Source organism: Polaribacter irgensii 23-P (assembly GCF_000153225.1).
GTDB classification, from domain to species: Bacteria; Bacteroidota; Bacteroidia; order Flavobacteriales; family Flavobacteriaceae; genus Polaribacter; species Polaribacter irgensii.
Genome location: NZ_CH724148.1, coordinates 994,372 through 1,017,236 on the forward strand (window position 1 = coordinate 994,372; position 22,865 = coordinate 1,017,236).

Below are 22,865 nucleotides of genomic sequence, written 5' to 3' on the forward strand. Positions count from 1 at the left end.
GTTTTTAGTTACCTGTCAATTCCTTAAAATGTTCCCAAATCATTACCATCGCAAGTGTGTCCAGTTCACAGTATTTTAACAACCCTACAGAGATGGCTTGGTGTTCTTCTTCAGAGATATTCATAAACTGCATTTTAGCATACCCTGTCATTGCTGCCCCTCCATCTGCAAGTTTATCTCCGTATATAAATTTATCTACGATATCATTATCTATACCCTCGTGAAGATTTGGAAGTAATTTATAAGGACTTGTCACTTTTCCTTTTTCATCATATTCTATCCATATCCACCCATCATCAAAATTCAAGCTCTTTACCTCTGAAGTCTTTCCGTAAACCGGCTTGGAATATTTTCCCTTAATAAATACTGAGGCATTTAATACGGCAGGCAAAACAGCTTTAATTGAGTTGGATCCTCCCATTGAAGGATGGTAATAATATTTTTTCACCAACATGAGCATATCAACCATATCTCTTTCGCTATTGTGGTTTGCTCCATGTGTAATAGATTTAATAAATGTTATCAATTCTTCTTTATCAGAAACATCAGTGTCTTGCAATTGCACCATTATTTGATTGAGTACTGTGTTTTCGTGAGGTGCATATCTAAAAATAGTTCCTTCATCATTTTCAAGTTCTTTTTTTAAGGCTCTTACAAAGTCAAAATTTGGAAACTTCCCTTTCTCAGTGCATAAATATTGCCCCTTATGTTCAATAGCACCATTTTCATAAGCTATATGATGTGAAAATTGGAAAGCGGTCTGTTCATAAGGTCTTCTTCCTTTATAAAAAGGGATAGCCACCATAGAGGTTTCAAAATCAATAAAATGAAGTGGATATGTATATGAATTCATTACATCTCTTAAGCCATATTTATCGACATAAAATTTTTTGTCTTTATTTTTAATCTTTTCAATTTGCAACCATTGTCTTTCTTTACTGGAAAGTGAACCATCAATCTCTGGACTAATATCTCCAATATGCTCCTTTTCTACATCTTCAATATGATAAATACCTTGTTCTAGTAGTTTAGGTGTTCTTAAATTCCAAACATCAAAAACAAATGGTTTTTTAAACTGATTATCACTCCAGTTTAATTGCTGTTTCCAGCATTCTTTAAACCCGGATTTCTGTCCTGGTTTTTCTTTCTCTTCGGAAGCATTAAATTCACACCCTTTACAAACATTACTAATTGGCGTAATTATTTTCTTGCCCTTATCATAGTGATTTGCCAGAAAATGAATATAATCCTCAAAAGAATACTCCTCATTTTGACCAAAGTATGCTGTACTCCAAATCCTAAGAATAAGTTCATCAACATTTATTTGACTCAATAGTTGTTTACCTAGTGCATTTGGAGATACATCTCCCGTGATTTTTACATATGTTTTGTCGTCGTCTGTTTTTGTGAGTTGAAACTTTTGGTTTAAACCATCAATGGTTGCTACAGCACTTTTATTAGCCAGCATTAAAAAGCCTTTTACCTGCCAATTTGGGAAGGCCTTATTCACGACATACTTTTGAAAAGCTACATCGTGTAAATAGGGTTTCCAAGAGCTCGTTATTTGACCTTTTTTACCTAGGAAATCATCATAATTAGAGCCATCGGAAGATTTGGCTTTGACTTCTATTAACTCAATATTATTTCCTTGTTTTTTTAATACATCAACTCGAATAAATAAATTTTCATACCGAATTGCCGCCTCATAAATAATGACATTTTCTTGTTTGAGTAATTCATTTGTTTTGCTCAATGACAGCTCATTGCTTCTTTCAACGATATCATGCCCGCCAGGAAAATAACACTTAGCCAATTCTCCAACCTGAAAGCCACCTTCTGCTAAGGCTACTAAAAAGGTGTCATCGGTCTTGGTACTTGGGTATTCGTCTTTACCTGTATAAAAAAGTTTTGTTGGACATTCTAGTGCTAGTTTGAATCTTGATTTTGTGAGGTAACGGGTTTTCTTTTTCATTATACTATGATTCTAATTTATGTCTAAAACGCTCTGGAGTCTCAAAGGCCTCTTTTTCTAATTTGGTATGGAGTGAAACGTCCTTTAAATCCTTCGATAAGTCTTTAAATAAAGTATATTCATTAATGTATTTTATAAGTCCCTTTCCGTCCTCTTGAATACACCAAAATAATATGGACTTTAGTTCATAATTTGATAAAAGGGACCTCAAGAGATTTGAATAACGATACTTCCTTGTTTTCACTTCATCTTCAGTTCCCTTAAACTCCTCCCTGGAAATGATTTTAAGAATTCTATAAATATTTCTGAAGTAATGACCTAAATCATCTAGTTCATCAAATGATTCCTTACTAGTCTTATTCTGTGGTTTTGTTTCGTAAATAATTCGGAATACTTCTCTACCTTTAATATAAATACCGTTATCTCCTTTAACACCTAATTGTTCAACTATTTTCAGATGTGAATTAATCAGATTATATAAATTTGTTTCAAATTGCTGTATTTTAAATTCTTCTTTTGTGCTCTTTAAATCTTCTCTTTGTAACAAAATCGTATATATTATACCTGCAAATGCTAAACCTGAGAAAAGAGCATTTGCAGCTCCAAACATGTCTCCAAAAGTACCTCTATTAATATCGTTATAGAAAAAGCACCAATTAAGGGCAAGAGTAATAATTATTATAAGTACAAAACAAATCATCCATATAAGCTTGGTTTTTTTCATCATTTTTTTATTCGTCTTAAGTTTGTGTTTTATTTTTTGTTGCTCCATAATTTCGCTTCAGCCTTTTCTATAGCTCTTTTCTCTAGGTAATTCTGCGTAAAAAATAAATCCCAGAAAAACTGTACTTGAGTTCGTTCTGCTCCATTAGGGAGTCTCCATTGCAATTTTAATAAAGAAAAATCTTTTAGATGACACCGTATTTTAAATAGTTCAAAACCCCAAACTCTAAATTCTGTAGGAAAGTATATGTTAAAAAGAGCAAACTCAAAATTCCAATGCCGGGTCTTCCATTCAATTTTCTTTAAAAATTGTTTCATAATTTTGTTGTATTAGAAAATTTTCTATAATAATTTTTTTAAGATATCACCCCAAGTTTTATATTCATTCCATTGGTTTTGTTCATAAGCCCAACCAAACGAAAGTAATTCTCCCCTAAACTCTGAAGCTCCATTCTTTAATCTATCATCTATTAAATAATCTCCAATCAATAAATCTTTACGATGGGTGATAAACATTTTTTTCAGGAACAAGTCACCGAAATGTTTTTCAATCCACAGTCGTTTATGCATCGCAGCTTTAGGGTTTTCCCAGGGTGTTGTAGTGGCTATAAATAAATTGTACCTCCCACTGTTTGCAAGTTTTATAACCGCATCAATGGCACCGTCTATGGGTTTAGGGTTTTTAAAAATACCTTTGATTTCATCAGGGTTGTTCTTAAATTTTTCTTTATACTTAGGATTGATGCGGTAAGCATTTTCAATAGCATCTTTAAAATCTACTAAGACACCATCCATGTCTATAAAAACAATTTTTTTTGTAGTCTTTATCATAATGATCTTTTGTAATATTATTTAGCCTTATATGAAAGCGCTTCAAATTTTGCTGACATTGTTGGATTTCCTTTTGTTAATTTTTTGATAGTTAAATCATCTGCTTTATTATTAGCTAAGCGTAGATTGTTTTCTGAGGATAACAATGCTTCTTTAGTTTTTTGAAGGTGATCAATGGTTTTATCTATTTCAAGAATAGCGGTTTTAAACTTACGACTAGCTAATTCATAATTTTTCGCAAATCCAACTTTAAATGTGTTTACATTATCTTCAAAATCTGTAATATCATTATTTTGATTTCTTATTAAAGTTAGCTCTGCCTTATACTTCATAGAATTCATAGCTGCATTGCGAAGAAGTGTTATAATCGGGATAAAAAATTGAGGGCGGATTACATACATTTTGAGGGATTTGTGGGATACATCAACAATTCCAGCATTATAGAGTTCGCTATCCGCTTCTAGCAATGAAACAAGAACCGCGTATTCACATTTCTTTTCAATACGGTCTTTGTCTAGTTCTTTAAAAAAATCTTCATTTCTTTTTTTTGTAGCTGTTTCATCCCCCTCATTTTTCATTTCAAACATGATTGATATAATTTCATTTCCTGCGTCATCTTTTTCCCGATAGATGAAATCACCTTTACTTCCATATCTTGAATCATTATCTTTTTCAAAATAAGCATTTTGAAAACCAGTTGAACGAAGTTTATTGAATTCGGCTTCACAATGTTGTTCAAGTGTTTCGCCAATCATTTTGGTTGAAAGTTTAAGTTTCATATCCTTTCGAAGAGTAATTTCTTCTTCCCTCAGCTTAATGATGTCATCTTTTGTCTTTAGTTCTCCAGAAAATTTTTCTTTTAACGATTTTTCTGACAATTCTTTTTCAATATCTTTATTCTTCAAATCGTTAGCCAATTGATCTCTTTCTTTTTCAATCTCTCTTACAGCGTCAGAAAGAGCTAGTTGTTTTTGGGTATCAGCATTACCTAGTTTAGATTTTAATTCTCTAATTTGCTCTTCTTTTTTTGAAACCTCATCTAATAATTCAGTTTTACTTTTGTATGTTAGAGCATCAATTTCTCTTTCCTTTTGTATTAATTGCTGATTGAAAGCACTTTTTAATTCTGATTCTTTAAGTTTTAAAGCTGACTCTTTTTCTTTATCAGCCGATGCTAACTTGCTTTTTATTTCGTTTGCAAATTCTTTATCTCTAACCTGTTTTATAATATCTGTATATACACTGTCATCTACTTTAAAAACTTCTTTACAATTAGGACATTTTACGCTGGTATTCTTGTTCATAGCTTTTTTTAGTTAAAAAGAATCATTAAAGTGTTACATATATAGTTGCAAAGGAGATAAACTTATTTCTTAGCTATATGGAGATCTGGATAAAAGGAACATACGTTCCAACCTCATTTTTTTTTAAATATACAAAAAAATGATTATCAAAAAATTCACCACTCCTGATTACCTTTTAATCACATATTTAACTTTTTTTTCATATTCTTACCTTAAATTTCTTTTACTTCTTGTTTTATAACTCCCAAAATCTAAATTGGTTTTAGATAGTTAAAATTTGCTATAAAAAAAAGTATAAAAAAAATTCTTGTCACGTATGTTTTTATAAGCTTCCCTAGTTCAATACCCCCACTAATTTCAGGAGGGAAAACACCCCCACCATCTTTCTATTTGAAAGAAAAATTCAGGGCAGATAAAATAAATCAAGTTGATAGCTGAGGTTTTTATCTCTGATGAAAAATCAATAAATGTACAACTCAAAAACAATTAAAATTATGGTAACAGTAACGGAATTTAATCAAAGAAAGTCAGATGATGGCAGAGAATTTTTCACATTAACTATCCAAGGAGGAGTAGAAATTGTAAAATCAGTAAATGGGAATTCCTATATTACTGCTAGGACCACAAGCATTCCTACGACATTTAATGAAATGACTTGTAGTTCATTAATAGGTAAAGAACTTCCTGGTCAAGTGGTGAAAGTTGAGTGTGAATCTTATGAATATTTGAACAAAGAGACAGGAGAGATGATAACCTTATCTCACACTTATGAGTATTTGGAAGCGGAAAAGCAAGTTGTAGAACAAGCTTTAAGGTCAGAGTTTACACCATTCTCCTTAAATGGAAAATCTATAATGGCTCAAGCTTAAATTGATATTTGGCTATGTAGGCAAGTATCACCGAAAATGTTAAAAAGGATGTCTTATTATTAATTTAATAAGGCATCCTTTTTTATTCAAGCTTAGCCAATGCACCTACTAAAAACAGGGTTACAAATCACCAACCACTACTAGTCATTAAATAATATAGCTAAATCCAATAATTATGTTAGAATCCAATATATCTGAGGTCAAAATCAGTTATTCAAATAAGACTTTAAAAAAGTTCAGAATCAAAATTAATAAAAGTTCAGATGCATTTAAGTCATTTACCCAAAGTTGGGATATGGATTTAATTGAGCTTCAAGAAGAATTTAAAATACTACTACTTAACAATGCAAATGAAGTATTAGGAATACACGCTTTATCCAAAGGAAGTACTAGAGGAACTGTTGTAGATTTAAAATTACTTTTTGTTATTGCATTAAAATCTAATGCTACAGGAATAATTATTGCACATAATCATCCATCTTCTAATTTAAAACCTAGTAGGAGTGATTTAGAATTAACTAAAAGAATTAAAAAGAGTGGAGAATTATTAGACATTAAATTACTAGACCATTTAATTATTACTAAAGATGAATTTTATAGTTTATCTGATAATGATTGTTATTGAAGTTAAGATGAAGTATCTTGACTTCAATATTTGCTATAAGGTTAAAATTCTGGTCTAGATTATTAAGATAAATTGATAAGTATTTAAAATAGAATAAAAATGTGTATTAAGGAAATTTGTTTTGAATACGATTTATTTGCTTACGCTAAGGTTATAATTGTTGGCAATAATTTAATAGTTAAACATAATGTAATAGAGGGTTACAATTATACTGAAAAAATGTTCCCAGGAGATGATAGTGACAGGATTCCAATATACAAAGAAGAGTTAGTTGAGTTTGTTTTACCTGAAAATCATAATCAAAGAATAGATTTTGTAGATGACTTTACAATTTATTAGAAGGAAGTTGATGGAGTTAAGTCTTTTGTAAGAGTTAAAACTATGTATGCAGAAGACCATGATAAAATGCACGAGGCAATGCAAAATGGATTTATGAGAATTAGACCAGAATTAATAAAGGAAATGGATGATTACATAGATGCTAATATTGAGTTTGATAAAATGATGACTCTTCCAATGAACAATAAAATTAAAAATGATATTCTTGGAGAATGGGAGAATGATTATTTTAAGTATAGTTTTTTAGAAAATAATATGGTTAATATTACATGGAAGGAAAATTGTAATAAACATGCTGGTGTATTTCATATTAATGAAAATATGATGTTAATTGAGAATGATGATTTTAATTTTAAGTGCACTGATAAATGTAAAATAAATTATATTAGAGAAAAAGAATTATCAATACAAGATTTCTATGAACAAGAGGATTCAAAAGAGCGTAATTTACAAATTTTGACTAAAGTTCAATTAGATTAAAAAATACCCTTGGGTTAAACATAGGTTAAACATTTACTGTCTATTTTGATAAAAATTAGAAACAAGAGAAATATTTATTGTTTCTAATTGTTTAAAAATGAGTCTATTGAAATAAAATAGAGCTATCTGAAAAGTTAATGGGAATGACTCATAATCAGAGGGTCCTTGGTTCGAGCCCAAGTGGGACCACTTTTAAAATCAAAGCCTTACAGAAATGTGAGGCTTTTTTGGAAACAAGCTTAAAGTAAAGGGGGTATCGTTATTGTTCGGCTAAATTGTGTTTTGTGAATTTATTAGTGGGGCTCAATCTCCATATTTTTGCAACTTTCAGATGTCGTTGTGATTTTTTAAATCATTAACTCTTTTTTACGAAGGTAGTTCTTTGAGCCTTTTAGCATCAAATATAAATCTTTTATCCCTCTAATTTCTAAAGTTTACAAAGTAGTTGAATGATATATAGTTCTGCATTTGTATTGTAATTGTTGAGGGCACAAGAGTTGTTTTTTCTCTATTGTTTCTAAATTCCGAAAGCTGCTTTGGTGTGAAAAAAGTAAAAGACAAAATCACAGCTTCCAAGTCCCTCCGTATGTATAAGCAGGATTGTCTTTTTTTAAGCGCAGCAGACACTGCTCACAAACAAAGACCCACATCTTAGGTGTTGTATACTGTATTCTATACATGGTGGGAAATGCTGTTTTGCACGCTTCACATTGCTTATCTCTTGTTTTCATATCGGCTGTATTTTTATTTGGTTTGTTGGGTTTCAAAACGGTGTTCTTTTGGTCTAATAAAAAGTGCACTGTTAAAATTACATCGCAATCAAAATTAGTGTCTCTAATCAATTTCTTACACACCTTCCTATTTTTTAAAGACAACAGGTTGTAGTCCTTATTTTAGTTGCGCTACTTTTTTTTATTGCAGGCGCCTCATGTAGGATTGTTTTTATGAGAGGTTATAAATGTTAAAGATAATAATTTTCTTTTTGCTTAGGACTTTTAAAGAGGCCTTGTATGTTTGTTTACCAATAAGTTTTGTAGAAAATAGGCAGCGTTTGTATGTTGTATTTTGAGACCAATGCGTCTTGGTCTTGTGGAGTGGTATGGTGTTTTTATTTTTTAATGTTTTCTCTGGCGGTGCAAGGGGTTGAAATTGTGGGTTGGTTTTGGTTATTTTAATTGTTTCTAATACGTTTTTCATTTGGCTTACAGCGAAGAAAGCAGTATTTTAGAGCTTCTAAAAACAACACAAAAAAATGAAATCTATTTTAATTGCAATCATTGGCCTCTTTTTTATCGTTGGCTGTGGAAAAGACAAAAAAGGCACATCAGATCAGAAGAAAGAAATAAAAACCGTTCAGAAAGTGGTCACTTCTAGTGCAGAAGAAAGCGCAAGTATGGCAGCAGATGGGGTTGTACATATCGAAATACGCAGCGATGACAGCATGAAATTCGACGTAAAAAAGATCGTTGTAAAAGCGGGTCAGAAAGTGAAACTTACATTAACGCATTCTGGAAGATTAGACAAGCGGATCATGGGACACAATGTAGTTATTTTAAAAAAAGGAACACGCCTGTCTTCTTTTGCTTCAAAAGCCGCTGCGTCTCGCGACAATGATTTCATCCCAGCAGGAACCACTGAGGTGATTGCGCATACCAAGATGATTGGTGGAGGCGAAACAACAACCGTTGAGTTTACTGCGCCAGAGGCGGGAATCTATGATTATATCTGCAGTTTTCCTGCGCATTACGCATTGATGAAAGGAAAGTTTGTAGTAGAGTAATCCAATAGAAAAGACTTTGTAACAAATAACTTCACTTTTTAAGTGAAGTTATTTGTTTTGTGTCAATCTGCTCACGTATTTACCAATCACGTCAAATTCTAAATTTACTTTGTCATGCACTTTTAAACTTCTAAAAGAAGTGTTGTCTTTTGTGTAGGGTATAATCGCTACGCTAAAAGAGCTGTCTGTAGAGTTTATGACAGTCAAACTTACGCCATTTACGGTAACAGAGCCTTTTTCGATGGTAATGTTATTTTGTACAGATTGGTATGTAAAACTAAAAACAGTACTTCCGCTTTGATTTTCAATATGGGTACAAACACCAGTTTCGTCAACGTGGCCTTGCACAATATGACCATCAAGGCGATCTCCAAGTTTCATACCGCGCTCTAGGTTTACTTTCTGAGACAGCACCAAATCACCAATATTTGTTTTGCTTAAAGTTTCTTTGATAGCCGTTACTGTATACGTGTCTTCTTGCACTTTTACAACGGTTAAACAGACGCCGTTGTGCGCCACACTTTGGTCTACTTTTAGCTCATTTGCAATGGCTGTTTTTACTGTAATGTGAAGATTTTGTTGGTCTTTAACTAGGTTTGTAATCTCACCGAGTGTTTCAATAATTCCCGTAAACATTTCTTTAAATTTTAGTTACTTTTGTAGAAGAACAAAATTAAGAACTTTACAGGAATTATGGTGGATAAAACGGATAAAATTATTGTGGGAATCTCGATTGGAGATTTAAATGGAATCGGGATAGAGGTTATTTTGAAAACATTTGAAGACAAGAGGATGTTAGACTTTTGTACTCCTGTGTTGTTTGGGTCTGTAAAGGTAATTTCGCACCATAAAAATGTGTTGGAGTTAGATGTTCCTTTGCACGGAATTGCAGCAATCAATCAGATAAACCATTCCAAAATAAATGTTTTAAATATTTGGAAAGAAGATGTAGCTGTTGCCTTGGGGCAGGCGACTAAAATTTCTGGAAAATATGCTGCAAAGTCGCTAGAAGAGGCCGTAAAACACTTAAAGGAACACAGCATAGATGTTTTGCTAACCGCACCCATTAACAAAGAAACCATTCAATCAGAAAGTTTTAATTTTCCTGGCCATACAGAATATTTAGCAGCAAATTTAGAAGGCAAGGGTTTAATGATGCTCATGACCTCACAATTAAGAATTGGTCTGATCACAGGGCACATTCCAATTTCTAAGGTTTCAGACGCGATTACACCTGCGCTCATCAGAGAAAAAGTAAAGACCATGCATGCTTCTTTGAAAGAAGATTTTGGTATTTCGAAACCGAAGATTGCTGTCTTGGCGTTGAATCCACATTGTGGAGATAAAGGAGTTATTGGCAAAGAGGACGATGAAATTATAAGGCCAACCTTAGCGGCTATTGCAGAAACAGGAGTATTGGTTTTTGGTCCCTATGCAGCAGATGGGTTCTTTGGTTCTGAAACGTACAAGCAATTTGATGGCGTGCTGGCAACATATCACGATCAGGGTTTAGCACCCTTTAAAGCCTTGTCTTTTGGAAGCGGTGTTAATTTTACAGCAGGATTGAATGCGATTAGAACTTCGCCAGATCACGGAACAGGCTTTGATATTGCAGGGAAGAATAAGGCAAATGCCACCTCTTTTAAAGAAGCTTTGTTTGCGGCAATTGAAATTTATAAAACAAGAAAAGAATACAAAGAACTTACGAAGAACCCGCTTTTTGTAAAGCGTTAAAAATAAAATTATTTTTTTCTAAGAAAAGAGTGTAGAAAAACTATTTTTTATATCTTTGCACGCTTAAATGATGTTTGATAATGAAAGACTTGAAACAATTCGACATTCCGTTTGTAGGATTAAAGGAAGGCAAACATGTATTTGAGTATCATATTGATACTACGTTCTTTGAGATATATAACTATCGTGAGTTTGGAAAAGCGTCAGTAAAAGTTACTTTAGAGTTTGTGAAAAAAAGCACGTTGTTTGAGCTTAATTTCACGGCTACAGGAACCGTACACGTTCCCTGTGACCTTACAAATGAATATTTTGACCAGGAAATAACAGCCACGTTACCGTTAGTTGTTAAGTTTGGACCAGAGTACAATGACGAAAATGAAGAGATTTTAATCTTGCCACACGAAGTATATCAATTTAGCGTTGCACAGTTTATTTACGAGATGATTGTGTTGGGAGTTCCCTCGAAAAGAATACATCCAGATGTAATTTTAGAAGATGAGGAGACCGATGAAACGCAGCATTTAGAAGGAGTAGAAAAAGAAGAAGAGAAAACTGTTGAAATAACAGACCCAAGGTGGGATAAATTAAAGAATTTAATAACAGAAAAAAAGACATAAAATGGCACATCCTAAGAGAAAAATATCCAAAACAAGAAGAGATAAAAGGAGAACACATTACAAGGCATCTGATCAGCAAATTGCTACAGATCCTACAACGGGTGAAGCACACTTATATCATAGAGCACATTGGCATGAAGGGAAACTTTATTACAGAGGCCAAATTGTTTTAGAATCTGCAACTGCAGAGGTATAAATAAATTTTATTTTGTACAAAAAACCCTCTATTTGGAGGGTTTTTTTGTGCTTTTATTCGAAATTCACGCGTTTTTGACAAGTTTTAGGTCAAAAATTAAAATAAATTTCATTTCTTTGATCCCCCTTAAGATTGGGACAATAAACAACAATTATGACAAAAATTACTGCAGCAATATCCGCAGTTGGGAAATACGTTCCCGAATATGTTTTAACAAATAAAGAGTTGGAATCTTACGTAGAGACCAACGATGAATGGATTACTTCTAGAACTGGAATCAAGGAAAGAAGAATTTTAAAAGGAGAGGGCTTAGGAACCTCTTACATGGCTATAAAAGCTTCTGAAGATTTATTTAAAAAAGGAAATATTGATCCCAAAGAGATCGACCTCGTAATTGTTGCTACTGCTACACCCGATTTACCAATCGCCTCTACAGCTGCTTATGTAGCCAGTGAGATAGGTGCTATCAATGCTTTTGGCTATGATTTACAAGCGGCATGTTCTAGTTTTTTATATGGCATGTCTACGGCAGCAGCATACATTGCTTCTGGGATGTATAAAAAAGTGTTGTTAATAGGAGCAGATAAAATGTCTTCTATCATCGATTATTCAGACAGAGCAACCTGTATTATTTTTGGTGATGGCGCTGGAGCAGCTTTATTTGAGCCCAATCATGAAGGTTTGGGATTGCAAGACGAGTATCTAAGAAGTGACGGTGTTGGTAGAGATTTTTTAAGAATTGAAGCTGGAGGTTCTTTGATGCCCACCACAAAAGAAACGGTAGCCGGTAAAAAACACTATGTTTATCAAGAAGGGAAAACTGTTTTTAAATATGCCGTTTCAAACATGGCTGATGTTGCTGGAAGGATGCTTTCTCGAAACAATCTGACAGAGCCAGACATTCAATGGTTAGTAGCACATCAAGCAAACAAAAGAATCATAGAGGCAACTGCGAAAAGGGTAGGGGTTTCTCCAGAAAAAGTAATGATGAACATTCATAGATATGGGAATACCACATCGGCTACATTGCCTTTGTTACTCGCAGATTATGAAACGCAATTAAAAAAAGGGGATAATTTAATTTTTGCTGCATTTGGTGGAGGTTTCACATGGGGAGCTGCCTACTTAAAATGGGCATACAATTCATAAATACAATAATTAAACAATAAGAAAAATGGATATTAAGGAAATTCAAAATCTTATAAAATTTGTAGCTAAATCTGGCGCTAGCGAGGTAAAGTTAGAAATAAAAGATGTGAAAATTACAATTAAAACAGGTTCAGGTGCTACAGAAACAACAATTGTTCAAGCTCCGCCAATGCAAGGGATTCCGCAAAGTGCTGCGCCGATTGCTGCGGTTCCTGGTGCGGTTGCAGCCGTGGTTTCTGAGAATGAAGACGCGAAGTACATTACTATCAAGTCGCCAATTATTGGTACTTTTTACAGAAAACCATCGCCAGACAAACCAAATTTTGCAGAGGTGGGTACCGAGGTAAGAATTGGAGATACAGTTTGTGTGATTGAAGCAATGAAATTATTTAACGAGATAGAGTCTGAAATTTCAGGGAAAATTGTTAAAATTCTTGTGGACGATTCTTCTCCAGTAGAATTTGACCAACCCTTGTTTTTGGTAGATCCATCTTAATAATTATGAAGTTCGAATTCTAAATTTAGAATTTGTAGGTCATAATTCATAATTTTTTATAGGTATGTTTAAAAAAATATTGATTGCCAATAGGGGAGAAATTGCGCTGCGCGTTATTAGAACCTGTAGAGAAATGGGTATTAAAACAGTTGCTGTTTATTCTACAGCCGATGCAGAAAGTTTGCATGTTCGTTTTGCGGATGAAGCAGTTTGTATCGGTCCTCCACAAAGTTCAGAATCTTACTTAAAGATGTCAAATATTATTTCTGCGGCGGAAATTACAAATGCCGATGCAATCCATCCAGGGTACGGTTTTCTATCAGAGAACGCTAAGTTTTCTAAATTGTGCGAAGAGCACCATATCAAGTTCATTGGAGCTACTGGTGAGATGATCGATAAAATGGGTGACAAAGCAAATGCGAAAGCAACCATGAAAGCTGCAGGTGTGCCATGTGTTCCCGGTAGTGAGGGCATTATTCTTGACTTTAAAGACTGTATTAAGGTGGCTTTAGAGACCGGATATCCCGTGATGCTAAAAGCGTCTGCTGGTGGTGGTGGTAAAGGAATGCGTGCCGTTTGGAAAGCAGAAGATTTAAAAGATGCTTGGGATTCTGCAAGACAAGAATCAAAAGCGGCTTTTGGCAATGACGATATGTATATGGAGAAACTCATTGAAGAGCCAAGACATATTGAAATTCAGGTGATTGGAGACTCTTTTGGGAAAGCATGTCACTTATCTGAAAGAGATTGTTCTGTGCAAAGGCGTCATCAAAAATTAACAGAAGAAACACCTTCTCCCTTCATGACAGATGTGTTGAGAGAAAAAATGGGAAATGCAGCTGTTTTGGCGGCAGAATTCATAAAATATGAGGGTGCAGGAACGGTAGAGTTTTTGGTAGACAAGCATCGAAACTTCTTCTTTATGGAGATGAATACGCGGATTCAAGTAGAACATCCCATTACAGAGGAAGTTGTAAATTATGATTTAATTAGAGAACAAATATTAGTTGCTGCAGGGGTGCCAATTTCTGGTAAGAATTACTATCCGAAAATGCATGCGATAGAATGTAGAATTAATGCAGAAGATCCCTACGCCAATTTTAGACCAGCACCGGGAAAAATTACTACTTTTCACGCGCCAGGAGGCCATGGAATTCGCATTGATACTCACGTGTATGCAGGGTACATGATTCCACCAAATTACGATTCTATGATCGCAAAATTAATCACCACTGCTCAAACCAGAGAAGAGGCGATTAACAAGATGAAGCGGGCTTTAGACGAATTTGTAATAGAGGGCGTAAAAACAACCATTCCTTTTCACAGGCAACTCATGGACCATCCAGATTATATTTCAGGAAATTATACGACAAAATTTATGGAAGATTTTGTGATGAAATAGTAGATAAGGTGGTAATACAAGTAATAAAAAAAGAGAATACTTTAAAGTATTCTCTTTTTTTGTGTCCTTATTTTTTTTAAGTTCTCAAAAATTCTCAGTGAAAAAAGAGGGATGCATTCAATGGAATGCAGCTCTCTTCTTTAGTATTTTTTTTAAGCAAAATAGACATAGATTCCTATGACTATAAAACAAATTCCAAGACCTGCAACTTTTACATGCTTCCAAGGTTTGATATCTACTTGCTGTGTATATTCTTGAATAAAATCGGTAGCTCTTGGCTTTATCTTTCCAATCAGCAACATGATTGCGATATTCAGTACAAATAAAATAGCCATGACATCTAAAAAGTGAGGGTAGGCTTGTACTTCGATTAAGGCCAGTGCTGCAGCATCTGTGATCCCACGTTCCGAAGCTTTTTCTAGTGCCGTGACAACAAAGTAAGGTTGCATAAAAAACTGACTTATAATGTACAAAAGACATCCCGAAACCAACCCTATTTTAGCAGCGATTGCAGGAACGCGTTTTGTCAAATATCCAACCACTATAATGGTTAAAATAGGAATGCTATAAATACCATTAATTTCTTGTAAATAGTCAAATAGACTTCCTGCATTTGCAATTAAAGGCGCAATAAACATGGCGACAATCGCCAAAATTACTCCAAATATTTTTCCGTATTTGACAATTGTATTTTCTGTGGCCTCTTTGTTGATATGCTCTTTGTACACATCAATACCAAACAAGGTAACAGAACTGTTTAAGACACTGTTAAATGAGCTTAAAATGGCTCCAAAAAGGACTGCTGCAAAAAAACCGACAAAGGCATCTGGGAGTACTTTGTTTACCAACATTGGATACGCACTGTCTGCATTTTCTAGCTTTCCTTCAAAAAGATGAAACGCAATAATACCTGGCAATACTACAATTAACGGTCCTAATATTTTTACAAAAGAACCTAGCAACAGTCCTTTCTGACCTTCTTCTAAGTTTTTTGCGCCCAAAGCGCGCTGTATAATTTGTTGATTTGTTCCCCAATAGAATAATTGTACCAACATCATTCCTGTAAATATGGTGTAAAAAGGAACTGGATCTGTTGGTCCACCCATCGATTTGAACTTCTCTGGATGTGCGGTAGTTATGCTATTTAATCCCTCTAAAATATTTCCGTTCCCAATAAGCAGCAAGCCAAAAATAGGGATTAAAATACCGCCTGCTAAGAGGCCAATTGCATTGATGGAATCTGACACTGCTACCGCCTTTAGCCCCCCAAAAACGGCATAAATAGCGCCAATAATTCCAATTCCCCACACACAAATCCAAATAGACTGCGTGTGTGTAACGTTTAATAATTCGGGGATCTTAAACATACCGCTTATGGCAAGGGATCCAGAGTACAAAATGACAGGGAGTAGCACAATTGCATACCCAGAGAGAAATAAAACAGAGGTCAAGGTTTTTGTGGTCGTATCAAATCTTTTTGCCAAGAATCCAGGGACGGTTGTTAGACCTCCTTTTAGGTATCGCGGTAATAAAAAGAGGGCGGTAACCACCATGGCAATTGCTGCTAAAGTTTCCCAAACCATTACAGATAACCCACTTTGATAAGAGGCACCGTTTAGGCCAACAATTTGTTCTGTTGACAAGTTTGTGAGTAGCAAGGAACCTGCGATTACACCCGCAGTTAAACTTCTTCCTCCTAAAAAGTAGCCATCTGAAGATGCTTCTTCTGTGTTTCTTGTTGCGAAATAAGAGATGACCGCAACCAGTATTGTGAATCCTAAAAAGGTTAAAATTTGCATCATTGTAATTAATATTGGTTCTTTAGTTTATGTTTTAGCAGTCGATTTTTACGGGCACAAAGTAGGTAAAATTTACAAATTTTTAATGGATCTTACGTTTTGTTCCCATTCCCATGAAGAACGAATCATTGCATCTAAATTTTTTTCTGCCGACCATCCTAGTTTTTCTTTTACAAGTGCTGTGGATGCAAATAGCTGGGGAACATCTCCAGGCCTCCTGTCTGTAATTTCGTAATTTAGTGCGATGCCTGAAACGGCTTCAAAAGATTTGATAATTTTTAAAACTGAAAAACCCACACCGGTGCCTAAATTATAAACTTCAAACGCTTTTTCTTGTTTTTTTTCAAGGAGTCTTGTAACGGCGACATGTGCTTTTGCCAAATCAACTACATGTATATAATCTCGAACGGGCGTGCCGTCTTTTGTAGGGTAATCCATGCCGTAGACCATTAGTTTTTCACGAATACCAGCAGCAGTTTGTGTGATATAGGGCATTAAGTTGTTGGGTATCCCGCTAGGCAATTCTCCAATCAAGCCAGAATCATGCGCTCCAATTGGGTTGAAATAACGCAATGAAATCGCCGAGAATGTTTTGTCTGTGCTGATGAGGTCTTCTAAGATTTCTTTGGCTATTTTTTTAGTATTTCCGTATGCAGAAAAAGGTCGTTGCGTTTCATTTTCTTCGGTAATTGACAATGTTTTTGGAGTCCCATAAACCGTGGCAGACGAAGAAAAAATAAAATTTTGAATCCCGTTTTTTCTCTGTGCACTCAAGGTATTTAATAAAGAGTACAGATTGTTTTTATAGTATTTTATTGGATTGTCAACCGATTCTCCTACCGCTTTGTGTGCTGCAAAATGAATGACTGCTATGGCATCTTGGTGCTTCGAAAAAATAGCATTGGTTTTTACGGCATCTTTTAAATCAATTTCTGTGAAGCGTGGTTTTATTCCAGTAATTTTTTGAATCCGTTCCAATGTTTTTTCAGTAGCATTTGATAAATTATCTAAAATTAACACCTCAAAATTGTGTGTAATTAATTCAATTACGGTGTGAGCGCCAATGTAGCCGCACCCCCCAGTAACAATAATCTTATTTTTCATTTCTGTATCGGATATCGTTTTCAAAAATAATAAAATAAATTTAAAAACTACCAGTTCGTACCAGTAGTTTTTATAAATATTATTTTATCTTTGTTGTATGAAAACATTGTCCTTAGAAAAAACACCTGGAACACCTAAATACAAGCAAATAGTGCAGGCTGTAGAAGATGCGATTATGAATAGGTTGCTAAGAAAAGGAGACAAATTGCCTTCATTAAATACAATTAAAAATGAGCACAAGCTGTCTAGAGATACTGTTTTAAATGCATTCAACGCTTTAAAAAACAGAGGGATTATTCATTCTGTAGTTGGGAAAGGGTATTATGTTTCTACGGAAGAAATTGATGTTGTGCAAAAAATATTCTTATTATTTGACGAGTTCAATTCTTTTAAAGAGGATTTATATACCTCTTTTGTACAAAATTTAGGAGCAAATGTTCAAGTTGATATTTTTTTCCATCACTTTAATATGGCTGTTTTTACAAAGTTAATTCATGATAATGTAGGCAACTATAGCAGATATGTAATCATGCCGGCAAATTTAGTAGGAACTGGAGAGGTGCTCCAAAATTTACCGAGAGAAAAAGTGTATATCTTAGACCAGATGCACAAAGAGCTATCGGAATATTCCGGAATTTTTCAAAATTTTGAAAAAGACCTTTATCATGGTTTGCAAAAGGGACTTTCACAGATAAAAAAGTATACAAAATTAATTTTATTGTTTTCTAAAGAAAAACAACCACAGGGATTGTTAGCCGGATTTAATTTATTTTGTAAAGACAACAATTTAAAGAGTGCCGTCATTGATTCTCTTGAAGATAGAACCTTGCAAAAAGGAGCTTTATACATCCTTCTAGACGACAAAGATCTTATTAGGGTTGTCAAAAAAATAAAACAAGAACAATTAATTTTAGCGCAGGATATCGGCATTATCTCTTACAATGAGACCATGCTTAAAGAAATTGTAGCTGGGGGGATTACTACAATTTCAACAGATTTTAATCTGATGGGAGCGCGGTTAGCGAATATGGTGCTGCACAAACAGCAGGAGAAAATTGCCAATACGAGTAGTTTTATTTTACGAAAATCTTTATAAGTATGTTTGTCATCTCACCCATAATAAAAGAAAACAAAAAATCTTATATCGAATTAAAAAGTGCAAATAATGCAACAAAAGCTGTTGTTTCTTTGACGGAAGGCGGTAGATTACAGGCATTGCAATTTGACGCAATTGACGTAGTGAAAGAACCCATTGGACAAAAGTACGAGGACTCTTTTGCTGCTGCTATTTTATTTCCATTTGCAAACAGAATTAAGAATAGCAACTATTCTTTTAACAACACCGTGTATCAGTTTGAATGCAATGAAAAAGGAAATAACAACGCACTGCACGGATTGGTTTATAATAAACAGTTTTTGGTAATTGATCAACAAATACAAATGAACCTTTGTTCTGTTACACTCTTTTATCAAGAAAAAGAAAGGTCAATAGGATTTCCTTTTTTGTACGATATGACTTTAAAATATATTTTAAAAGAGGAGCATATTTCGATTGCTGTGCAGGTAAAAAATACAGATATTACTTCTTTTCCATTCACGCTAGGTTGGCACCCTTATTTTGTTTCCACAGACCTTTACCATAGTTTTTTGTCTTTTAAAAGTCAGCAAAAAGTGCAATTCGACGCCAATTTAATTACGGATACAATTATTGAATTCGAAGCGGAAAATCCGTGTCAAATTAAAAACAAGGGGTTCGATGATTGTTATGTATTAAGAGAGGGTTCTGTCGAGTTCAGCACCCCCACGCACAGTATTTTGTTAAATAGTGATGCGAAAGAAAATTATTTACAAGTCTATACACCAAAAGATAAGCAGGTAACCGCTCTTGAACCTATGAGTGGAATTTCAGATAGTTTTAATAATAAAAAAGGATTGCAAATATTAGATTCCAACGCGGGGTATAGGGCACAATGGGATGTTCATTTTATTAAAAAAGGCAGCAAGAATGAATAAGAAATTAGTAAAAAACGTTCGAAAGAGTTTTGAGTCTCATTTTGGTAAGAAACCGATATTGGTTTTTTCTCCAGGAAGAATAAACTTAATAGGGGAGCATACAGATTATAATGAAGGCTTTGTGTTTCCGGCAGCGATTGACAAGGGAATTCTATTGGCGATTCAAGAAAATAAGGAGAATGAAAGTCATGTATACGCATTGAATAAAGAAGAGATGTATTCTTTTGATGTCCGGAGTATTGTGCCTTTAGAGGCAGGTAGTTGGAGAAACTATATTGTTGGCGTGGTTGCAGAGGTTCAGAATTTAGGAATTACAGTACCCAACTTTAATATGGTTTTTGCAGGAGATATTCCTGGGGGTGCAGGCATGTCTTCTTCGGCAGCTTTAGAAAATAGTGTCGTTTTTGCCTTGAATGAGTTGTTCCAATTTTCTTTAAAAAAGAGTGAGATGATTTTGATTTCACAAAAAGCGGAACATAATTTTGTAGGCGTAAAATGCGGAATTATGGATCAATTTGTAAGTATGTTTGGAAAGAAGAACAGTGCATTGCTTTTGGATTGTAGAACGATTAAAGCCAAATCCTTTAAAATAAATTTAAAAAAATACCAATTGCTTTTGATTAATAGCAATGTAAAGCACGATTTATCAGAAAGTGCTTATAATGAGAAAAGGGAAGTTTGTGAAAGAGTGGCAAAAATATTAAAAGTAGCTGCTTTAAGAGACGCAACTAAAAAAGAGTTAGCAAAAATAAAAGATGAAATTTCTGCAGCGGATTATGAAAAGGCATTGTATGTAATTCAAGAAAATCACCGCGTAAAATTGTTTGCCAAAGCGATTAGGAACAACGAATTAAAAAAATTGGGAAAACTACTTTATAAATCGCACACAGGTTTGCGAGATCAGTATAAAGTTAGCTGTAAAGAACTTGATTTTTTAGTCGCCCAAACCAAAGAAAATAAAAATATATTAGGCGCAAGAATGATGGGTGGGGGCTTTGGAGGATGCACGATTAATTTGATAAAGAAATCGGCAGTTGCGGAGTTTAAAAAAGAAATTTCAAAAAAATTCAAGCAGGAGTTCCGAAAAGAATGCACAAGCTATCACGTAAAACTATCCAAAGGAACCAGGGTTATAAAAAAATAAAAATGGCTACAAATTTACAAGAGTACTCGCACAAAAGGTTGAATATGCTAACAGGAGAGTGGGTGTTGGTTTCTCCACATAGGGCAAAAAGGCCTTGGCAAGGTCAGCACGAGGAGGTCTCTAAAGAAAAACGACCCTCCTACGACGAAAATTGCTACTTGTGTGCTACAAATACAAGAATTAATGGAGAAATAAATCCAGCTTATACAGATGTATTTGTCTTTACAAATGATTTTGCAGCTCTTCAAAAAGAATCTCCGTCTTTTGAAGTGGAAGAGGGCTTGTTCAAAGCAAAAAGTGAAACAGGGATCTGTAAAGTTATTTGTTTCAGTCCAGATCACTCTCAAAGTTTAGCAGATATGGAGGTGGAAGACATTCAAAAAGTAGTGCATGTTTGGCAAAGAGAATACCTTTCTTTAGGACAAAACGAAGAAATTAATTACGTGCAGATTTTCGAAAATAAGGGAGCAGTGATGGGTTGCAGCAATCCACATCCACACGGACAAATATGGAGTCAATCTTCTTTGCCAAATGAAGTTGAAAAGAAAGATAGGGAGCAGCGAAACTATTTTAAAAACCACAACAGTAGCTTGTTAGTAGACTACCTAGCTCAGGAGATTGCTGCAAAGGAAAGAGTGATTTTTGAAAATGAAGATTTTTTAGTTTTGACTCCTTTTTGGGCGATTTGGCCATTTGAGGTGATGATTGCACCTAAAAAAGCACAAAGGGATATTTCAGAAATGAAGGCTTCTGAGGCGAATAACTTTGCAGAAGCAATAGCGGTTGTTACCAGGGCCTACGATCAATTGTTTCAAACCTCTTTTCCGTATACTAGCGGAATTCATCAAGCACCAACAAATGGAGATAAAAACGAGTATTGGCACTGGCATATGAGCTTTTATCCCCCACTATTGAGAAGTGCAACAGTAAAAAAATTTATGGTTGGTTATGAGCTGTTCGGTTCTCCGCAAAGAGACATTACTCCAGAAATAGCGGCACAACGACTGAAAGAGTTCGTTTAACTTTTTCGCTTTTATTTTTGATTATAGAGAATAATTATCGGTAGTAAAAAGATCGGGGAAATTTGTAAGGAATCAATTAAAAAGCCCTTTAAAATATTTTTAAAGGGCTTTTAGTACTCAAGGCGGGAATCGAACCCGCACTTCCGAAAAAACTGGATTTTGAATCCAGCGCGTCTACCAATTCCGCCACTTGAGCTTTTTTTAATAGCAATGCAAATGTATAAAATTATTTTATTTTAAAGTCCATAAATTAATTTCAAACTCAATAAATATTTTTACTTTTGTTTGCACACAATAACAGCACTTAAACAACAACTAAATGCCTACAAATCAATTAATGCCAAAACTTTTCGCCTGCAGACAAAGTATTATTTTGGCAGAAAATATTGCCAAAGAGTACAACACTACTTTAGGAAAAGTAAAAACAACACACTTTAGTGATGGAGAGTTTCAACCTGCTTTTCAAGAATCTGTTCGAGGAAGGCGTGTTTTTATTATTGGTTCTACATTTCCAAATGCAGACAATTTAATGGAAATGCTTTTAATGTTAGATGCGGCTAAAAGAGCATCAGCGAGACATATTACAGCAGTTATGCCTTATTTTGGTTGGGCGAGACAAGATAGAAAAGACCAGCCAAGGGTCGCAATTGGCGCAAAATTAGTTGCAAACCTTTTGCAATCTGCAGGGGCAACTAGAATTGTTACAATGGATTTACATGCAGATCAGATTCAAGGATTTTTTGAAAAGCCAGTGGATCATTTATATGCCTCTACTATTTTTATGCCCTACATAAAGAGTTTAAAATTAGACAACTTAACAATAGCTTCTCCAGATATGGGAGGTTCTAAACGTGCCTATGCTTATTCAAAACATTTGCATTCTGATGTTGTTATTTGTTACAAGCAACGCAAGAAAGCCAATGAAATTTCGAGTATGGAGTTGATTGGAGATGTGGAAGGAAAAAATGTAATTCTCGTAGACGATATGATTGATACAGGAGGTACTTTAGCACATGCTGCAAATTTAATGATGGAAAGAGGTGCCTTAAGTGTTCGTGCAATTTGTACACATCCAATTCTTTCAGGAGATGCCTATGAAAAAATAGAAAATTCGGGTTTAACAGAGCTCATTGTTTCAGATACTATTCCATTACGAAAAGAGACTTCTAAAATAAAAGTTGTATCTTGCGCCCCATTATTTGCTGATGTTATGGGCAAAGTTCAAGATAACACGTCAATTAGTGGGCAATTTTTAATGTAAACAAA

At 34.4% G+C, this 22,865-nt stretch carries 25 protein-coding genes and 1 tRNA gene; 16 read left to right on the forward strand and 10 right to left on the reverse strand.

Going from position 1 to position 22,865, the window contains the following annotated elements; genetic code table 11:
* Nucleotides 1-4: 4 nt before the first annotated feature.
* From PI23P_RS04410 to PI23P_RS04430, 5 genes are read right to left on the reverse strand one after another with little or no spacing between them, the layout of a single operon-like run.
* Complete coding sequence (locus PI23P_RS04410) at nucleotides 5-1,972, reverse strand: DUF2779 domain-containing protein (protein WP_004569544.1); 1,968 nt, start codon at nucleotides 1,970-1,972, stop codon at nucleotides 5-7.
* A 4-nt stretch (nucleotides 1,973-1,976) separates the two neighbouring features.
* Nucleotides 1,977-2,744, reverse strand: coding sequence for a putative phage abortive infection protein (locus tag PI23P_RS04415; RefSeq protein ID WP_004569545.1), 768 nt, complete (start codon nucleotides 2,742-2,744; stop codon nucleotides 1,977-1,979).
* Entirely contained in the window at nucleotides 2,726-3,013 is a 288-nt protein-coding gene (locus tag PI23P_RS04420) for a hypothetical protein (RefSeq protein ID WP_004569546.1), read from the reverse strand. The genes PI23P_RS04415 and PI23P_RS04420 overlap by 19 nt, the downstream gene beginning before the upstream one ends.
* 24 nt (nucleotides 3,014-3,037) lie before the next feature.
* Complete coding sequence (locus tag PI23P_RS04425) at nucleotides 3,038-3,526, reverse strand: 5' nucleotidase, NT5C type (RefSeq protein ID WP_004569547.1); 489 nt, start codon at nucleotides 3,524-3,526, stop codon at nucleotides 3,038-3,040.
* Between the two features lie 17 nt (nucleotides 3,527-3,543).
* Nucleotides 3,544-4,830 (reverse strand): DUF2130 domain-containing protein, encoded by a 1,287-nt coding sequence (locus PI23P_RS04430; RefSeq protein WP_004569548.1) that lies wholly within the window; start codon nucleotides 4,828-4,830, stop codon nucleotides 3,544-3,546.
* Between the two features lie 467 nt (nucleotides 4,831-5,297).
* Here PI23P_RS04430 and PI23P_RS04435 point away from each other — a divergent pair, with 467 nt between their 5' ends.
* From PI23P_RS04435 to PI23P_RS04450, 4 genes are all read left to right on the forward strand, one after another.
* Nucleotides 5,298-5,699, forward strand: coding sequence for a hypothetical protein (locus PI23P_RS04435; RefSeq protein ID WP_004569549.1), 402 nt, complete (start codon nucleotides 5,298-5,300; stop codon nucleotides 5,697-5,699).
* A 175-nt stretch (nucleotides 5,700-5,874) separates the two neighbouring features.
* On the forward strand, nucleotides 5,875-6,324 hold the full coding sequence (locus tag PI23P_RS04440) for a JAB domain-containing protein (protein WP_004569550.1): 450 nt from the start codon (nucleotides 5,875-5,877) through the stop codon (nucleotides 6,322-6,324).
* A gap of 99 nt (nucleotides 6,325-6,423) precedes the next feature.
* Complete coding sequence (locus tag PI23P_RS04445; protein ID WP_004569551.1) at nucleotides 6,424-6,663, forward strand: hypothetical protein; 240 nt, start codon at nucleotides 6,424-6,426, stop codon at nucleotides 6,661-6,663.
* Nucleotides 6,664-6,705: 42 nt separating this feature from the next.
* Nucleotides 6,706-7,143: a hypothetical protein gene (locus tag PI23P_RS04450; RefSeq protein ID WP_004569552.1), complete on the forward strand. Its 438-nt coding sequence runs from the start codon at nucleotides 6,706-6,708 to the stop codon at nucleotides 7,141-7,143.
* A gap of 563 nt (nucleotides 7,144-7,706) precedes the next feature.
* On the opposite strand, the gene PI23P_RS04455 is transcribed toward PI23P_RS04450, so the two are convergent.
* On the reverse strand, nucleotides 7,707-7,997 hold the full coding sequence (locus PI23P_RS04455) for a DUF8622 domain-containing protein (protein WP_238299974.1): 291 nt from the start codon (nucleotides 7,995-7,997) through the stop codon (nucleotides 7,707-7,709).
* Nucleotides 7,998-8,395: 398 nt separating this feature from the next.
* On the opposite strand from PI23P_RS04455, the gene azu reads away from it, so the two are divergent.
* Complete coding sequence (gene azu / locus PI23P_RS04460; protein WP_004569555.1) at nucleotides 8,396-8,923, forward strand: azurin; 528 nt, start codon at nucleotides 8,396-8,398, stop codon at nucleotides 8,921-8,923.
* Nucleotides 8,924-8,971: 48 nt separating this feature from the next.
* Here azu and PI23P_RS04465 read toward each other — a convergent pair whose 3' ends face one another.
* A complete protein-coding gene (locus tag PI23P_RS04465; protein WP_004569556.1) occupies nucleotides 8,972-9,559 on the reverse strand; it encodes a riboflavin synthase in 588 nt (195 codons plus the stop codon).
* Nucleotides 9,560-9,616: 57 nt separating this feature from the next.
* On the opposite strand from PI23P_RS04465, the gene pdxA reads away from it, so the two are divergent.
* The 6 genes from pdxA (at nucleotide 9,617) to accC (ending at nucleotide 14,517) form a co-directional block, all read left to right on the forward strand.
* Complete coding sequence (pdxA, locus tag PI23P_RS04470) at nucleotides 9,617-10,657, forward strand: 4-hydroxythreonine-4-phosphate dehydrogenase PdxA (RefSeq protein ID WP_004569557.1); 1,041 nt, start codon at nucleotides 9,617-9,619, stop codon at nucleotides 10,655-10,657.
* An 80-nt stretch (nucleotides 10,658-10,737) separates the two neighbouring features.
* Nucleotides 10,738-11,274 (forward strand): YceD family protein, encoded by a 537-nt coding sequence (locus tag PI23P_RS04475; RefSeq protein ID WP_004569558.1) that lies wholly within the window; start codon nucleotides 10,738-10,740, stop codon nucleotides 11,272-11,274.
* A gap of 1 nt (nucleotide 11,275) precedes the next feature.
* Entirely contained in the window at nucleotides 11,276-11,470 is a 195-nt protein-coding gene (rpmF, locus tag PI23P_RS04480; protein ID WP_004569559.1) for a 50S ribosomal protein L32, read from the forward strand.
* Nucleotides 11,471-11,623: 153 nt separating this feature from the next.
* Nucleotides 11,624-12,619 carry a beta-ketoacyl-ACP synthase III gene (locus tag PI23P_RS04485; RefSeq protein WP_004569560.1) on the forward strand — a complete coding sequence of 332 codons (996 nt, stop codon included), beginning with the start codon at nucleotides 11,624-11,626 and terminating at the stop codon, nucleotides 12,617-12,619.
* A 25-nt stretch (nucleotides 12,620-12,644) separates the two neighbouring features.
* The gene (gene accB, locus PI23P_RS04490; protein WP_004569561.1) at nucleotides 12,645-13,115 is read left to right on the forward strand and encodes an acetyl-CoA carboxylase biotin carboxyl carrier protein; all 471 of its coding nucleotides are present in this window, start codon (nucleotides 12,645-12,647) and stop codon (nucleotides 13,113-13,115) included.
* A gap of 64 nt (nucleotides 13,116-13,179) precedes the next feature.
* Complete coding sequence (accC, locus tag PI23P_RS04495; protein WP_004569562.1) at nucleotides 13,180-14,517, forward strand: acetyl-CoA carboxylase biotin carboxylase subunit; 1,338 nt, start codon at nucleotides 13,180-13,182, stop codon at nucleotides 14,515-14,517.
* Nucleotides 14,518-14,669: 152 nt separating this feature from the next.
* On the opposite strand, the gene PI23P_RS04500 is transcribed toward accC, so the two are convergent.
* On the reverse strand, nucleotides 14,670-16,319 hold the full coding sequence (locus tag PI23P_RS04500; RefSeq protein ID WP_004569563.1) for a solute:sodium symporter family transporter: 1,650 nt from the start codon (nucleotides 16,317-16,319) through the stop codon (nucleotides 14,670-14,672).
* A 69-nt stretch (nucleotides 16,320-16,388) separates the two neighbouring features.
* Nucleotides 16,389-17,420: a UDP-glucose 4-epimerase GalE gene (gene galE, locus PI23P_RS04505; RefSeq protein ID WP_004569564.1), complete on the reverse strand. Its 1,032-nt coding sequence runs from the start codon at nucleotides 17,418-17,420 to the stop codon at nucleotides 16,389-16,391.
* A 97-nt stretch (nucleotides 17,421-17,517) separates the two neighbouring features.
* Here galE and PI23P_RS04510 point away from each other — a divergent pair, with 97 nt between their 5' ends.
* The 4 genes from PI23P_RS04510 to PI23P_RS04525 are packed head-to-tail and all read left to right on the forward strand — an operon-like array spanning nucleotide 17,518 to nucleotide 21,599.
* Nucleotides 17,518-18,516, forward strand: a complete 999-nt coding sequence (locus tag PI23P_RS04510) for a GntR family transcriptional regulator (RefSeq protein ID WP_004569565.1) — start codon at nucleotides 17,518-17,520, stop codon at nucleotides 18,514-18,516.
* Between the two features lie 2 nt (nucleotides 18,517-18,518).
* Nucleotides 18,519-19,433, forward strand: coding sequence for an aldose 1-epimerase (locus tag PI23P_RS04515; RefSeq protein ID WP_004569566.1), 915 nt, complete (start codon nucleotides 18,519-18,521; stop codon nucleotides 19,431-19,433).
* Nucleotides 19,426-20,577, forward strand: a complete 1,152-nt coding sequence (galK, locus tag PI23P_RS04520; RefSeq protein WP_238299975.1) for a galactokinase — start codon at nucleotides 19,426-19,428, stop codon at nucleotides 20,575-20,577. The genes PI23P_RS04515 and galK overlap by 8 nt, the downstream gene beginning before the upstream one ends.
* Nucleotides 20,578-20,579: 2 nt before the next feature.
* On the forward strand, nucleotides 20,580-21,599 hold the full coding sequence (locus tag PI23P_RS04525) for a UDP-glucose--hexose-1-phosphate uridylyltransferase (protein WP_004569568.1): 1,020 nt from the start codon (nucleotides 20,580-20,582) through the stop codon (nucleotides 21,597-21,599).
* A gap of 114 nt (nucleotides 21,600-21,713) precedes the next feature.
* Here PI23P_RS04525 and PI23P_RS04530 read toward each other — a convergent pair.
* Nucleotides 21,714-21,795: transfer RNA gene (locus PI23P_RS04530), tRNA-Leu, on the reverse strand.
* A 123-nt stretch (nucleotides 21,796-21,918) separates the two neighbouring features.
* Here PI23P_RS04530 and PI23P_RS04535 point away from each other — a divergent pair.
* Nucleotides 21,919-22,860 carry a ribose-phosphate pyrophosphokinase gene (locus tag PI23P_RS04535; protein ID WP_004569569.1) on the forward strand — a complete coding sequence of 314 codons (942 nt, stop codon included), beginning with the start codon at nucleotides 21,919-21,921 and terminating at the stop codon, nucleotides 22,858-22,860.
* The last annotated feature ends 5 nt before the right edge of the window (nucleotides 22,861-22,865 follow it).